The following is a 15,360-nucleotide window of genomic DNA, read 5'->3' as shown; positions in this document are numbered from 1 at the left end:
GAGAAACCACCCACGGCGCCCCCGGAAGACCCACCACACAGGCCCCCACCCACCGCCTCCCCGACAGAAGACATGCGGACGGAAGCCGCACACGTGCGCTCAGGCGGGCACCGCAACCGATGCGCGACGGTAGCGCTCCACCACCGCCTCGACCACACCCTCATCGGCGAACAGCGGTCCGGCGACCACGTCCGCCCCCGACCCCACCACACGGGCATGGAACAGACCCGGCGCCAGCAGCCACGACGCCACCGCCACCCGCTCGTGCCCCGCCGCACGCAGACCGGCCACCACCTCATCCACCCGCGGAGACGCGGTCGCCGCATACGCCACACGCACCCGCGCGCCCACCAGACGCCCCAACCGCTCGGCGGCATCGGCGACCTCGGCCAGCGCACCCGGATCCGACGAGCCCGCGGCCGCCAGCACCACCGCGTCCCCCGGCCGCCACCCCGCCTCCACCAGCCGGGCCGCCGCGGCCACCACCAACCGCGGATCCGCCCCCAACGCCTCGGTGACACAGACGTCGCAACGCCCGACCCGCTCCAGTTGCGCCGGAATGTCCACCCGCACGTGGTAGCCACTGGCCAAGAACGCGGGCACCACCACCACCGGCCCCGCCACCGCGGCGGCCACCGCACCCACATCAGGCGCACGCACGTCCGCGAACGCCAACTCCACCCGCGCGTCCACCCGCGCGGCAACCCGCCCGACCAACGCGCGCGCCGCCTCCGTACCCCGCACATCCCGGGTACCGTGCACCGCCACCACCAACGCGGGACGCATCACACCTCCCCCGCAGGACAGTGACCGGCATCCAACGCCAACCGGTAGCCGCGCTTGACCACCGTCTGGATGATCCGGGAATCCCCCAGAGCCGACCGCAGCCGCGCCACCGCCGTCTCCACGGCGTGACTGTCGGCGTCATCGCCCAGACACCGCAGCAGCTCCGTACGGTCCATGACCCGCCCCGGTCGGCGCGCCAACTCCCGCAGCACCCGCATCGGCGCGGGCGAGACCGGACGCAACCGCCCGTCCACACTGACCGCGTGCCCCAGCAACCGAATCCGGTGACCGGCCACCGGCAGCACCGGACGGCTCTCGGGCAACACCTCACACAGATGCTTGACCAACGCACCGATACGGGCCCGCGCCGGCCAGTCGGTGGGCACGTCGCACGCCATGAGCGGCCCGGCGGTCACCGGCCCCACACACACCGCCATGACCTCACCGCGCAACGCGGCCAGCAACCGATCCCCCTCACCGGTCAGACGCGCCCGCTCCACCAACCCCGCCGCCGCCGGAGCACTGGTGAACGTGACCGCGTCCACACCACCACCGATCACCGACTCGACCAACCGGTCCAACGCCGCCACGTTCTCCGGCGCCGTCCACCGGTAGACGGGCACCTCCACCACATCGGCACCGGCCATCCGCAGCGCGGCGCAGAAATCCGGCAGCGGCTCACCGTGCAACTGCACGGCCACCCGCAGCCCCTCCACCCCCCGCTCCAGCAGATAGTCCAACACCTCGGCCGACGACTCCGACGGCGGCGACCACTCCTCGGTCAACCCGGCCGCACGCACGGCCCCCTTGGCCTTGGGGCCACGCGCCAGCACCCGCGCCGACCGCACCGACCGCAGCAGAGCCTCCGCCAGCCCCCACGTCTCACACGCCTCCACCCAACCGCGGAAACCGATCCCCGTGGTGGCCACCACCACATCGGCGGGCTCGGCCACCAAAGCCGAGGACACCTCCATCAACTGCGCGTCATCACTCAGCGGCACGATCCGCAGCGCCGGAGCCGACACCACCTGCGCCCCCCGCCTCCGCAACAACGCCGACAACTCCTCGGCGCGCCGCGCGGCGGTGACCGCGACGGTGAACCCCGCCAACGGCGCCTCCGCGATCCCCTGCCGCGGAACACTCCTGTGCCGATGGACCAGCGCCGTCATGTGCTCTCCGCCGCGATCTCGACACGGCCCCCGCGCTCCCGCACCGCATACACCGGCAACCCCACGCCCTCGACATCCAGGCAGACACCGCTGCGCAGCGAGAACACCTGCTTGAGCATGGGCGAGGCGACGGTCGGCTCACCACCGCGGTCCCCCACGATGCCGCGCGACATCACCGCCGCACCACTGAACGGATCAACGTTGCCGACGGCGTACAGACAACCGTCGAAGGTGCGAAACAGCGCCGCCTGCGCACCGTCGGGCAGCAGCACCGCCACACCGCGTTCGGGAATGAGCGAACCGCTCGGGCAGACACCCACCCAACTGCGCTCATGGGTCAGAGTCGTCGTGGTCATGTGCACATCACCCCTTCACGTGGGCCGGGAGAACAGGAAGGCCGAGGTCGACAGGAGCCTCAGCGGACACGGGAACGGGCTGGCCGCGCTCCACCTCGAACCGGATCGTGGGATCGGGAGTCCCGGGCGCGTTGGCGAACGACACGAAACGGGACAGCTTGTCGGGATCCTCCAGCACACCACGCCACTCGTCGGCGTAGGAGGACACGTGCCGGGCCATCGCCGCCTCCAACTCCTCGGCGACACCCAACGAGTCCTCCACGACCACCGCACGCACATGCTCCAGACCGCCGTCCATCGACTCGATCCACGGCGCGGTACGCTGCAACCGGTCGGCGGTACGGATGTAGAACATCAGGAACCGGTCGATGTAGCGGATCAGCGTGTCGTGGTCGAGGTCGGAGGCCAGCAACTGGGCATGCCGCGGCGTGAACCCGCCGTTGCCGCCCACGTACAGGTTCCACCCCTGCTCGGTGGCGATCACCCCGACGTCCTTGCTGCGCGCCTCGGCGCACTCGCGCGCACACCCCGACACCCCGGCCTTGATCTTGTGCGGGGCCCGCAACCCCCGGTACCGCAGCTCCAACTCCACGGCCAACCCCACCGAGTCCTGCACGCCGTAGCGGCACCAGGTGGACCCCACACACGACTTGACGGTACGCAACGCCTTGCCGTAGGCGTGCCCCGACTCGAACCCGGCGTCCACCAGACGCCTCCAGATCTGCGGCAACTGCTCCACCCGCGCACCGAACAGGTCGATGCGCTGCCCACCGGTGATCTTGGTGTAGAGGTTGAAGTCGCGGGCGACCTCACCGATGACGATGAGCTTGTCGGGAGTGATCTCCCCACCGGGAATGCGCGGCACCACCGAATAGGTGCCGTTGCGCTGGATGTTGGCCAGAAAGTGGTCGTTGGTGTCCTGCAGCGCGGCCTGCTCGCCGTCCAGGATGTGCCCACCGCCCAGGGACGCCAGGATGGACGCCACCGCCGGCTTGCAGATGTCGCAGCCCCGACCGCTGCCGTAGCGGCCGATCAGCTCCGAGAACGTGCCGACACCGGTGGCCATGACGATCTGCACCAGCTCCGCACGCGACTGCGCGAAGTGCTCACACAGCGCACTGGACTGCTCCACCCCCGCTTCCGACAGCAGCGTCTTGAGCATCGGCACACAACTGCCGCACCCGGTACCGGCCTTGGTGCAGCCCTTGAGCGCCGCGACGTCACAGGCCCCCTCCTCGGTGACCGCCTGGATGATCCGGCCCTTGGTCACCGCGTGACAGGAGCACACCTGCGCGTCGTCGGGCAGCGCGCCCGCCCCCACACCCGCGCCCTCCCCGGGGGAGATGAACGCCAGCGGATCCCCGGGCAACTCCCGCCCCACCATGGGCCGCAGCGCCGCATACGCCGAGGCGTCCCCCACCAGCACACCGCCCAGCAGGGTACGCGCGTCGTCGGAGACCACCAGCTTGGCGTAACGCTTGCCGGGAGCGTCGTTGACGACCACCTCCAGACTGCCGTCGGCCTGACCGTGGGCGTCACCGAAACTGGCCACGTCCACACCCAGCAGCTTCAACTTGGTGGAGGTGTCGGCACCGGTGAACACCGCGTCCCCGCCCACCAACCGGTCGGCGACGACCTCGGCCATGGCGTTGCCCGGCGCGATCAACCCGTAGACCATGCCGTCGACGCTGGCGCACTCACCGACCGCGTAGATGTGCGGATCACTGGTGCGACACGCCTCGTCCACGGCCACACCGCCGCGCGGCCCCAACTCCAGACCGCACTCGCGCGCCAACTCGTCGCGGGGACGCACCCCCACGGAGAACACGACGATGTCGGCGTCGATCGCCTCGTCCTCACCCAGCAGCACCCGCGCGGCGTGCCCGTCGGCGTCGGCCTCGATGGCCCTGAGCGCGGCCCCGGTGTGGCAGACGACCCCGGTCTCGTCGATGAGACGGCCCAGCACCGCGCCACCGCCCTCGTCCACCTGGCGGGGCATCAGCCACGGCGCCATCTCCACCACGTGCGCCCGCAGGCCCAGCAACCGCAGCGCGTTGGCGGCCTCCAACCCCAGCAGACCACCGCCGACGACCACACCGGTACGCGCGAACTCGGCGGTGGCGGTGATGGCCTCCAGGTCCTCGATGGTGCGGTAGACGTGGCAGCCGGGCAGGTCGTGTCCGGGAACCGGGGGCACGAACGGGTAGGAGCCGGTGGCCAGCACCAGCGTGTCATAGCTGATCCGCTCACCCCCGGATGTGGTGACGGTGCGCGAGGCCCGGTCGACGGCGGTGGCGCGCTCACCCAGGCGCAGCACCACCCGATCGTCACCGCCCAGATCCCCCAGACGCAGGTCCTCCTCTGTCGCGCCGTCGAAATAGGACGACAGAGCGACCCGGTCGTAGGCGGGCCGGGGCTCCTCACCCAGGACGGTGACCGTCCAGGCGCGATCGGCGTCGCGGTCGCGAAGCGCCTCGACCAGGCGGTGGCCCACCATGCCGTTGCCGATGACAACAAGTTGTCCCATGCCGCGTGCTCTCTCCTCGCGTGTGACGTGGTCGGGCGTCGCGACGCTGCGTCCCCGCACGGTGCGTCCTCGTGTTCGTGTACCGCTTCCAAGGCAACCGCGACCGTGTTTCACCTCCGTCAGCCAAAGGTGACACGCGTGTTTCGTTGTCCTGTCACCCCAGGTAGAAGACGTGTGATTCCCCTTCGGACACCGTCCGGACCAGCGGCCCGGCCAGCGACAACCACCCCCCCGCGGCCCCCTCCGCCCCTCCGGCAGCCACCCCTGTGACACCGCACACGCCGCCCCGGCACCCGCTCCCCCGCCGAGACGACGATGCGACAACCCCGGAAATCGGTGGCAGAATCCGCTGCGTCCACCGATACCGAACTCTGTGTGAGGAACCGCGGCCATGGGTCACCCCCCGTCCTTCCCACAGCCCCACCAGCCCCAGCCCGCCCCCTACGGCCACCCACCGCCCCTCGCCCAGCCCGCTGCCGCCCACGGCTGGCCCCCCGCCCAGCACCCCCCGGGACCGCAGCCGGCGAACTTCGGTCTCCGGATCGGCGCCTACGCCATCGACTCCGTCCTCGCCGTCCTCCTGTTCTTCGTGGTCTACCTGGGAGTGGGAATAGGCGGAGCCGTCACCATGTCCAACCTCGGCAGCGAGGGCCTGGCCGCCCTCATGGTCCTCCTCGCCCTGCTCCTGGCCGCACTGTCGAGCTTCTGCTACTTCTGGCTGCCGACCGCGCGCAGCGGACAGACGCCGGGCAAGCGGATACTCAAGATCAGGGTCGTGGACGCGGCCACCGGGCAACCACCGACGAAGGGATCGGCAGCGGCCCGAACAGCCCTCCTCCTGCTGATGAACGCGCTCCCCTTCGGCGGAGTCCTCAACGTCGTCCTGGCTGTGATCGACGAACCACGCCAACGCTCCATCCACGACCGGGCCGCCGCCACCCTGGTCGTGACGGCCTAACGGCCTAGCCGTCCCGGCCCCGCATCGCGGGCCTGCGGCGCACACCACCGACGCGCCCCGAGGCAACGACCCGACCAGACCGACGCGGACGGCCACCGCACCCGCCCGGCGGAAGCGGGAGCCGTCCGCGTCAGTGCACCGCCTGACCGGGCCGAGCAGGTCCCCATGCGTCGGGGCGGCCGACCCACCCCCGCACCGCGCTCCGGGCGAACCGACCCCCCGACGCAGTCAGCCGTCCCGGGCCGGCCACCCGAACACATAGACGCGCGCCACCACCCGGCACCCGACACAGGAGGGCCTCCAGCGTGTACCGGGCGGCCCGGCCACCGCAGACCGGCGCCCCGCACTCCCCGACGCCGACGCCTGCCGCACACCCCTCCCCCACCCATGAGCGAACACCACAGCCGCCCACCGGTCACCGACCGACTGCACCGACGCGGCCAGAACACCGGCGAGTCCGACCCCACCCTGCCCACATCCTGGCCGGCCGCCACCGCCACGCCCTGCGACACAGCAGTCCCGCGCCTCCTCACCACCCCCGCACCTGAACCCCGCACACCCGCGGATACATCCCCCGGCCAGCGGGGATAGTCACCCGCAGAACCAACGAGGAGACAGCACCATGCCCTACCGCTACACCGAAGCCGAACGCGCCGCCTTCAGCATCGTGCGCGCCATCCGCGTCGGCGACGCCGACGCCGACATGGCCGAAGTCCTCGGAGCCGACCGCATGGCCGCACGCGCCCCCTCCGACGAAGTGGTCCGCCAACTCTACGACCGCGCCGCCGACCACGGCCACGAAGGACTCGTCATGCTCACCAGCGCCCTCGGCCGCCTCGCCCTGGCCAGCCTCACCGCCCTGGCCCACGCACAACAACGCAGCGTCGACGACCTCCTGTCCGACTACGAAGCCCACCTGGCCGCCGACCGCGACGACGGGGACGACCCGCTCCTCTGAGACCACCGACGCCCCCGCCGCCGCACCGCCGGCGGACACCGAGTACGCGGTTCCCCGAGACAGAACCGGCCCCAACCCCGCGGGTCCACGGCGGGACCGCCGAACGTCCCGACGCCTCCCCACCCGCCCCGGATCGAAACCGCAACGATCCGGCAGGCACCCCACCAGCGCAGCAGCACCTCCGTCTACCGTGGAACGGCACGGACAACCTTCCCACCACGGAAGACAGGTGTCAGCCGCACGGCCGGCACCTCCGCGAACCCGACGCCCCCGACTCCCGACCAGGAGGAAAGGCGCCACATCCCCGACACCCGCGCCGCAACCACGATGACCGACAACACCACCCTCCTCGCCGCGTGGCAACGCCGCGTCTCCCTTCCCCTGACCCTCGCCTCACTGCTGTTCCTGGTGGCGTGGGCACTGCCGATCCTCCTGCCCACCCTGGACGCGCGCCTGCAGCAGGTCTGCGTCTGGGTAACCTGGCTGACCTGGGCACTGTTCGCCGTGGACTACCTGACCCAGGTCGTCCTGGCCCCCAACCGGCGGGCGTTCATCCGCAGCCACCTGCTCGACCTCATCGTGATCGCCCTCCCGGTGCTGCGTCCCCTGCAGATCCTCCGAGTCGTCACCGTGCTGTACCGACTCGACCGCAGCGCCTCGGCGACCATGCGCGGCAACATCACCCTGTACGGAACGGTGACGCTGATCATCGTGCTGGTGTGCGCCTCCCTGGCGGTGCTGCACCTGGAGAGCCAGCACGCCGACGCCGCCATCCACACCTTCGAGGACGCGCTGTGGTGGGCCCTGACCACGGTCTCCACCGTCGGCTACGGCGACCTGTACCCGGTCACACTCGGCGGAAGAGCCGTCGCCTCAGTGCTGTTCCTGCTCGGAGTGGCCCTGATCGGCATCGTCACCGGAACCCTGGCGTCATGGATCACCGAACGGGTCCACCCCTCCGGCAGCACACCTCCCGCCAGCCAGGCGGACGTGCGCGCCCTCACCGAAGAGGTCCGGGAACTCCGCGCCCAACTGGCACAACTGACCGCCCGCCCCGGCACCGAGGGACCACCACCGCACACGGCCGACAGGTGACACGAAACGTCAGTCGGCCTGGTCCGACGCGGCCTCGATCTGCTCGGCGAACCTCTCGATCGGCTGGGCTCCGAAGAACGCGGTGCCGTTGATAAGGAACGCCGGGGTCCCCGGAACACCGAGGCCGAGACCGAAGTCGAAGTCGGCCCGCACCGCCTCGCGCAACGCGGGGTCGGCCATGTCCTCGACGAACCGGTCGGTGTCCAGGCCCGCCTCGGCGGCCACGCGGACCAGGCTCTCCGTCGAGGCCCCCTCGGCGATCCAGGCGTCGGGGTCGACATAGAGCGCCTCGTGGTAGTCCCAGTAGTCGCCCTGACGCGCGGCCGCACGGGCCGCCACCGCCGCACGCACCGACTCCTCCCCCAGGTAGGGATAGTCGCGCCAGACCAGCCGCAACAGCCCGGTCTCCACGTAGTCACGCACCAGCACCGGCTGCTGCTCGGTGGCGAAGGTCGCGCAGTAGGGGCACTGGTAGTCGCTGAACACCACCATGGTCACCGGCGCCTCGGCAGAACCCAGTGTCAGCGCCGTCTCGACCTCCGGTGGAACCGGTCCCCGCAGCACGGGCGGTGACGCGACGGACCCGGACGGGGAAGGACTCGCCGCGGTGGAGGGAACCGCCCCATCGCCGTACCAGTCGACAACACGCACCACGGCAGCGACGGCGACCAGCAGCAGCGCCGCCGCAAGCACGACGTAGCCACCCGCTCCGCGACGGCTTCTCCGTCGTGGAGAACCAACCGCTCTCCCCGGTTCTTCTGTCTGCGGATCGCTCATGTTGCCTCTGCTTTCTGTCTTTTTCCGTGTTTTCCATTCGTGGTCTCTCTGAGGTGTGAGTATTGGGTTCTGCGGTGGGCACGGGGGTCTTCGCGGAGAACTCGGGGAGGGGTGGGGCATTCCGCATCGGCCGTCCGAAGCGGGCCACCACCGACTGCCGGTGGTGGCTCGTTCCTGGATGATTCTGTGGAATACCTCGATTTTCACGGACTTGGCACTCAAACCTCGATCCGTTTGTCTTTCTATTAAGAAACTGCCTCCTTTACAACGAAGATTTCTATGATCTCATCCTCGGCTCCACCAAGGCGGCGCGACCGGGGAGTTCACGGCCCCTGTCCCCTCACCGCCCGTCCCCGCCGGAGGCGCCCTCTCCCCTGCCGCGCCCACCGAGGTCCCGGCGGACACGGCGGAGCACCACCCCGACCAGCACCGCCCCCACCACCGCGAGCAGGGCCAGATCGACGCGGGCATCCAGCGCGAACAGGGGCTCCTGGGCACGGTAGGCCGCCTCCTCCAACCATCCCAGCCCCGGCAGCCCGCCCAGCGCCGCGGTTCCGTCGTAGGCCACGAACAGCACGCCGACGCCGACGAACAGCAGCCCCGAGACCGTGCCGGTGGTGTGCAGCCGCAGCGGACCGACCGTATGAAGGTGTCCCCGCAGCCAGCGCCGACGTCCCAGGTCGCAGCGGTCCCACAGCGCGGCCAGGAAGAACATCGGCGCCGCCATGCCCAGCGCGTAGCAGGCCAGCAGCAGCGCGCCACGCAGCACGGTCCCGGTCGCGGCCACGGTGAGCACCGCACCCAGCACCGGACCGGAGCAGAACCCCGCCAGGCCGTAGACCGCCCCCAGCCCGAACACCGACACGGCGCCCGTCCGCCCACCGATCCGCGCCTGCCAGCGGGCGGGCAGCCCCCAGGCGGAACCGGGAGCGAGCACCTGCGCCACCCCCAGCAGGATCACGGCCGTGCCCGCGGCCGTGACCAGCGCCTCCCGATGCCCGTAGAAGAGAGTGCTCACCAGCGCCGACCCCATGCCCAGCGGCACCAGGGCCGCACACAGCCCCGCGTAGAAGACGCCGGTGCGCGCCAACAAGCGGGCGGGAGTGCGGAAGGCGTAGGCGAAGAAGGACGGCAGCAGCAGGGCGCTACACGGACTGAACAGCGCCAGCGCTCCCCCGGCGAGCGCGGCCAGGTACCCGATGTCCATGGCCGGTATCATCCCCCACTCCCGGCGGGGATCGGCGGCCCCCCGGGGCGGGTGCGCCCCGGGCCGCGTGCACCCGCCCCGGGGTCAGCAGCGGTCGTCGGCGTGCGGGAGGCGCAGCCCGGTGTGGGTCGCGCAGAACGCGAGGATGTCAGCCTGCAGACCGATCCAGCGCGCCACCGAACGCGCCCCGTGGCCGACGTCGGCCTCACAGCGCAGCAGCACGGGCCGCCGCGCGGAGGTGGCGTGCTGCAACGCCGCGGCCATCTTGCGGGTGTGCAGCGAGTCCACACGCGGGTCGGTGCGGGCGCAGGTGAACAGCACCGCCGGATAGGCGGCACCGTCTTGGACACGGTGGTAGGGCGAGTAGCCGAGCAGCACGTCGAGCTGCTCCGGATCCTCGGCGGTGCCGAACTCCTCGGTCCACAGCCGCCCCAACCCGAAACGGGGGTAGCGGACCATGTCGGTCACCGCGTCGGAGCAGACGGCAGCCGCGCACAGGTCGGGGTGCCGAGCGAGCGCGGCGGCCACCAGCAGCCCGCTGTGCGAAGCACCCCTGAGAGCCAGCCGGTCAGGGGACGTCCACCCCCGCGCGACCAGCCACCGGGCGGCGGAGACGAAGTCGGCGACGGCGTTGGGCTTGTGGCGCCCCCTGCCCGCGGCATGCCACGCGGTTCCTCCCTCACCGCCGCCCCGCACGTGCGCGACCGCGTACAGCCCGCCCGCCCTGACCCAGGCCAGCACCGCCGGCGAGTAGCCGGGGACGCTGGAGGCACCGAAACCGCCGTAGGCGGTCAACAGGGTCGGACGTGGCCCCACGCCGTCGCCGGGCAGCCCGACCAGGTGCATCCGCACCGGCGTGCCGTCGTGCGACGGGTAGGTGACCTGGCGGACGGCGGGCCACGGTCCCCGGTCGCGCACCGACGGGCGGGCCGCGCTGACCCCCTGCCCCAGGCGGAAGCGGTACACGGAGGGAGGTGTCACGAAGTCGGTGTAGCCGAACCACGCCTCCGCCGCCCCACTGGGCGGCGCGGACAGCCGCAGGACCGTTCCGGGGCCCGGCAGCGGGACGCGGCCGAGCCGGGTCCCGTCGGCGTCGTGCACCACCAGGTCGGCCGCGCCGTGCCGGGAGTAGCTGACGAGCAGGCGCATCCGTCCGCTGTCGGATTCGCGCAGCACCACACAGTCGGTGAGCACCGCCGGGGCCGCGGAGGCGATGAGCGTGCGCCACCGCGCGGAGTCGGGGGCGTCCGGGTCAACGGCGCACAACCGCCCGAAGGGGGCGTCCGCGTCGGTGACCGCGTAGATCCGCCCGTCGGGGCCGAACTTCACCACCGCGCGGGTGCCGTCGCCGGTGCCGTCGTGGACCAGCCTCGGGGCGAGGTGGTCCGTGGCCGTCTCGGCCAGCCACAGCAGGTTGCCGGAGGTGGCCCCGGGGGCGGCGCTCAGCATCATCCACCGGCCGTCCGGGCTGGTCGCCACCGACAGTTGCGGCAGGTCGACGGTGAAGAGCACGGCGTCGTCGCGGGAGGCGTCGCCGAGCAGGTGCAGCCGCAACCGCCTGGCCGACGAGCCGTCAGGGGTGTCGACGTAGTAGAAGCCGGTGTCGTCGGGAAGCCAGGCCACCGGCGTGGCCCGGCCCGGACGCAGGGGGCCGTCGACGGTGCGTCCGGTGGCGGCGTCCAGCACCCGCAGCGTCGGCCGCTCCTCGCCCCGGTGCGAGACCTGGTAGGCGACGAGGTCACCGGTCCACGAGGGACGCCAGGCGTCCAGGGTGGTGGTGGCCGAGGCGTCCAGGTCCAGCGGGTTCAGCAGCGTCCGCTCGCCTCCGTCGGCGTCGGTGACCACCAGCACGGGCAACTGCTGTCCGGGGGCGCGGCGCAGCAGGAAGCGGCGGCCTCCCCGCACCACCGGCACCGACAGCACCGGGACGGCGGCGCCCCCCTCAGCGGTCAGCTCCTCCAACAGCGCCGCGAAGGCGTCCCGGCACCGCCACGTGCGGGCGTGTCGGGTGAACAGCTCCTCCTGGTCGGCCAGCCACGTCCGGCACTCGGCCGACTCCCCGTCCTCCAGCCACCGGTAGGGGTCGGCCACGACGCGCCCGTGCAGCTCGTCGACGACGGCCTCGCGTCGGGCGGGCGGGTGGCCGGTGGACGGCCGCGCTGTCTGCTCTGCCATGGTTGGCTTCTCCTCGGTCAGGCAACGACGGAGGCTCCCCGAGCGGGTCGAGGAGCCTCCGTCACGGTCCGGATACTCAGTCGAGGTCGCCCTCGATGAGCTCCAGACGCCATCCCTCCAGGTGGACGACCTCGTCGGCGAGAAGGTCGATGAGGATCCCGGGCAGCTCGGCCATGACACCTTCCAATCACTTATCGGACTCTGCCGACTACAGATAGTTACAATCCGAGGTGGGGATGTCAATCACACCGCGGGCGCGTGTGCGCAAGCACTTCACCGCCGAAATCCCCCGTGTCCGACATGCACCGCGACAGCGGCGGTCACCTCCCGATCCGGCGGGCAGCAGCCTGGCCACACTCCGGCGTAGCGGCCGCCACGGGCCGCAGGAGCGCCGCGGACGGAGCGGTCCGAGGCGGTCGGATCACCGGAGGTCCTCGGCGTGGTCGGCGACCCACTGACGGAAGGTACGCACCGGCCCTCCGGTCACCTCCTCCACCGCGTCCCACACGGGTCAAGCCGCTACCGCCACCGTCGTGCAGGCGAAGAGCATGCCGCCGATGTCGGCGTCCCCCCATCCCCCGGCGCGCAGCTGCGCCCGCGGTGGCGGGCACTCGTGGCGGCCCCGGCCCCTGCCCCACCTCCAGCACATCCTCGACAGCCCCGCCTCGGCGACACCGGGCTGACCTCCTACCCCCGCCCCCCACTCCCGGCCGAATCCGCCCACTCCTGGCTGTCGGAGGCGGCCCACAGCAGCGAGCGAACGTAACCGACCGCTTCGGCCGCCCCGCGCATCCGATCCATGACCGCGTCCTCCCACTCCACCGAGACCGGCCCCGTGTAGCCGGTCAACCGCAGCGCGCGGAAGCAGTCCTCCCAGGGCACGTCCCCGTGCCCGGCGGAGACGAAGTCCCACCCCCGCCGCAGGTCCCCCCGCATCAGGTGCGAGCCGAGGACGCCGCGGCGCCCGTCGGGAGGCCGCAGCCGCGTGTCCTTGCAGTCCACGTGGTAGACGCGGTCGGCGAAGTCGGTGATGAAGACCACCGGGTCGACGCGCTGCCACATCATGTGGCTGGGGTCCCAGTTGAACCCGAACGCGGCACGGTGCCCGACGGCCTCGAGCGTCCGCGCAGCGGTCCAGTAGTCGTAGGCGATCTGGCCGGGGTGCACCTCGTGCGCGAACCGGACGCCTTCCGCGTCGAACACGTCGAGGATCGGGTTCCACCGCGCCGCGAAGTCCTCGTAGCCGGCGTCGAGCACCGAGGAGGACACCGGCGGGTACATGGCCACGTACTTCCAGATCCTGGAACCGGTGAACCCGACCACCGTGTCGACGCCCATCCTGCGCGCCACCCGCGCGGTCAGTCCCACCTCCTCGGCCGCGCGCTGCCGCACCCCCTCGGGGTCGCCGTCCCCCCAGGTCCTGGCCTCGACGATGTCCCGGTGACGGAAGTCGATCGGGTCGTCACAGACGGCCTGGCCCGCGGGATGGTTGGAGACCGCCCACACCCCCAGCCCGTAGCGCTTGAGGATGTCCTGTCGCTCCCGCAGATAGGCGTCGTCCTCGGCGGCCCGCCAGACGTCGAGGTGGCTGCTGGAGCAGGCGATCTCCAGCCCGTCGTAACCCCACCTCGACGCGAGTGCGGCGACCTCTTCGAGGCTCAGATCGGTCCACTGTCCCGTGAACAGCGTGACCGGATGCGTCGACGTCATCGCGATTCTCCTCCCCAGACGGAGCGGCGCCGCACGGGTGCGGCGGACCAGGGTCCCGGATCCGTCCGCGGCGGCTACCCCTCTGCGGGCACGCTCACCCACCGTGAAGTGCGGTTTTTCCGGTGCGGTGGTCGGGGCGCCCACCGCACCGGAGCGGATTGTCAGGGGATCGCCGTCCACGCCCTGTCGCGGGCGCTGGCGAGCACCGCGTCCACGATGCGGGCCGACCGCACGCCGTCGTCGAACGTGGGCAGCCCCTCCGGGGCCTCGCCCCTGACGGCGGCGTAACTGTCGGCGAGGAAGGCGGCGAAGGCGTCGGGGTAGCCCTGGGCGTGACCGGCGGGGACCCGGGTGAGCCGACGCTGGTCGGCGGAGAGCGCCCCCTCTCCCCGACGCAGGGTGAGCGCGCCGTCCGCGGTTCCCAGCCAGATCTGCTCGGGGTTCTCCTGGTCGAAGGCGGCCGATCCGCGCGAGCCGTCGAGTTCGAACCACAGCCGGTTCTTGTGTCCGGCGGCGACCTGGGAGACCACGGTCGAGACGGGGATTCCGCCGCTCGTGGTGAACATCGCCGTCACGCTGTCCTCGGTGTCGACGGTGATCCGCGCGGCGCCTGCCGTGGCACCGGAGAACGAGGGGCCCGTGGGTTCCGGTCTGGTGGGGTAGGCGGTGTGGGTGGTGGCGATGACCTCGGTGAACCGTTCGCCGGTCACGAACTCGACGAGGTCGCACCAGTGGGAGCCGATGTCACCGAAGGCCCGGGAGGGCCCGCCGTGCGCGGCGCTGACGCGCCAACTGGACGTATCGGGGTCGAGTAGCCAGTCCTGCAGGTAGGAGCCGTGGACGAGGTTCAGGTCGCCGAAGTCGCCGCGGATGCGGCGGGCCCGGATCTCCCGGACGAGCGGGTGGTAGCGGTAGACGAAGGGAACGGCGGCGACCAGTCCCGTCCTCGCGGCGACCGCCGCGAGTTCCTCGGCCTCGGCCGCGCCGGTCGCGAGCGGCTTCTCGCAGATGACGTGGAGGCCCGCCTCCAGCAGTGCCCTGGCGTAGTGGTGGTGGGACGCGTTCGGGGTGCACACGTGGACCACGTCCGGTCGAGCGGCGACGAGGTCGTCCAGGTCTGGGTGGGCCCGGCTGATCCCCCAGCGTCGGGCGTACTCCTCGGATCGTTCCGGGGAGGAGCCGAGGACACCTGTGACCTGGGCTCCGGCGTCACGGGCGGCACGCACGTGGACGGCGCCGATCATGCCGGTGCCGACGATCGCCACACTGAGCGGCGCGGATACGGACATTCGGGTTCCTCTCCATGGGAGCGATTCCGGTGTGGACGCTTGTGTCCACACCGGAATCGGAGCGCAGGACCGTCGACACCCTACGCCTCTGTCCTGCGCCCGCCCACCACACCTGGAGATGCTCTGTCGTCGTCTCTCTGCGGGAATCGGTGTTCTCTGCTTCCGGTGTCGACCGGTTGGAAGGAATAACACCCCTTCCTTTACGGTGTAGATCACTTATTGTCCAGAAGGCCGGGCCGTTTCGGATTCCCGCATCGGCTCGCCGTGGCATCCTCGGATGCACGGAACAGGCGCCCCGGTCTACCGCAACCTCTTCGCCTCCCTCAAAGGCACACACGAAGCCCCAAGAGTAG

12 protein-coding genes are annotated in these 15,360 nt (G+C 71.5%); 3 read left to right on the top strand and 9 right to left on the bottom strand.

From position 1 onward, the window contains the following. Window positions 1–99: 99 nt before the first annotated feature. From NI17_RS07435 to nirB, 4 genes are read right to left on the bottom strand one after another with little or no spacing between them, the layout of a single operon-like run. Entirely contained in the window at window positions 100–786 is a 687-nt protein-coding gene (locus tag NI17_RS07435; protein WP_068693174.1) for a sirohydrochlorin chelatase, read from the bottom strand. Then, entirely contained in the window at window positions 786–1,955 is a 1,170-nt protein-coding gene (locus NI17_RS07430; protein ID WP_068693175.1) for a uroporphyrinogen-III synthase, read from the bottom strand. Before NI17_RS07430 ends, NI17_RS07435 begins: the two co-directional genes overlap by 1 nt. Next, the gene (gene nirD, locus NI17_RS07425) at window positions 1,952–2,311 is read right to left on the bottom strand and encodes a nitrite reductase small subunit NirD (RefSeq protein ID WP_068693204.1); all 360 of its coding nucleotides are present in this window, start codon (window positions 2,309–2,311) and stop codon (window positions 1,952–1,954) included. Before nirD ends, NI17_RS07430 begins: the two co-directional genes overlap by 4 nt. Window positions 2,312–2,318: 7 nt before the next feature. Continuing rightward, complete coding sequence (gene nirB / locus NI17_RS07420; protein WP_068693176.1) at window positions 2,319–4,838, bottom strand: nitrite reductase large subunit NirB; 2,520 nt, start codon at window positions 4,836–4,838, stop codon at window positions 2,319–2,321. A 391-nt stretch (window positions 4,839–5,229) separates the two neighbouring features. Between nirB and NI17_RS07415 the strand changes: the two genes are divergently transcribed. The 3 genes from NI17_RS07415 to NI17_RS07405 all read left to right on the top strand — a co-directional run bounded on the left by NI17_RS07415 (window position 5,230) and on the right by NI17_RS07405 (window position 7,849). Beyond that, entirely contained in the window at window positions 5,230–5,796 is a 567-nt protein-coding gene (locus NI17_RS07415) for an RDD family protein (RefSeq protein WP_068693177.1), read from the top strand. A 622-nt stretch (window positions 5,797–6,418) separates the two neighbouring features. Then, complete coding sequence (locus tag NI17_RS07410) at window positions 6,419–6,754, top strand: hypothetical protein (RefSeq protein ID WP_068693178.1); 336 nt, start codon at window positions 6,419–6,421, stop codon at window positions 6,752–6,754. A gap of 327 nt (window positions 6,755–7,081) precedes the next feature. Beyond that, on the top strand, window positions 7,082–7,849 hold the full coding sequence (locus NI17_RS07405; RefSeq protein WP_068693179.1) for a potassium channel family protein: 768 nt from the start codon (window positions 7,082–7,084) through the stop codon (window positions 7,847–7,849). 9 nt (window positions 7,850–7,858) lie between these two features. Here NI17_RS07405 and NI17_RS07400 read toward each other — a convergent pair whose 3' ends face one another. From NI17_RS07400 to NI17_RS07380, 5 genes are all read right to left on the bottom strand, one after another. Further along, window positions 7,859–8,542, bottom strand: a complete 684-nt coding sequence (locus tag NI17_RS07400; RefSeq protein ID WP_234402090.1) for a DsbA family protein — start codon at window positions 8,540–8,542, stop codon at window positions 7,859–7,861. A gap of 424 nt (window positions 8,543–8,966) precedes the next feature. Next, window positions 8,967–9,833 (bottom strand): cytochrome c biogenesis CcdA family protein, encoded by an 867-nt coding sequence (locus tag NI17_RS07395; RefSeq protein ID WP_068693205.1) that lies wholly within the window; start codon window positions 9,831–9,833, stop codon window positions 8,967–8,969. A gap of 84 nt (window positions 9,834–9,917) precedes the next feature. Then, window positions 9,918–12,008 (bottom strand): prolyl oligopeptidase family serine peptidase, encoded by a 2,091-nt coding sequence (locus NI17_RS07390; RefSeq protein ID WP_068693181.1) that lies wholly within the window; start codon window positions 12,006–12,008, stop codon window positions 9,918–9,920. A gap of 687 nt (window positions 12,009–12,695) precedes the next feature. Beyond that, the gene (locus tag NI17_RS07385; RefSeq protein ID WP_068693182.1) at window positions 12,696–13,718 is read right to left on the bottom strand and encodes a sugar phosphate isomerase/epimerase family protein; all 1,023 of its coding nucleotides are present in this window, start codon (window positions 13,716–13,718) and stop codon (window positions 12,696–12,698) included. 161 nt (window positions 13,719–13,879) lie between these two features. Continuing rightward, window positions 13,880–15,007, bottom strand: coding sequence for a Gfo/Idh/MocA family protein (locus NI17_RS07380; RefSeq protein WP_068693183.1), 1,128 nt, complete (start codon window positions 15,005–15,007; stop codon window positions 13,880–13,882). Between the last annotated feature and the right edge of the window lie 353 nt (window positions 15,008–15,360).

It is taken from the genome of Thermobifida halotolerans, assembly GCF_003574835.2.
GTDB classification, from domain to species: domain Bacteria; phylum Actinomycetota; class Actinomycetes; order Streptosporangiales; family Streptosporangiaceae; genus Thermobifida; species Thermobifida halotolerans.
Note: the sequence above shows the minus strand (reverse complement) of the source record. Positions and strands in the feature narration are given on the sequence as shown.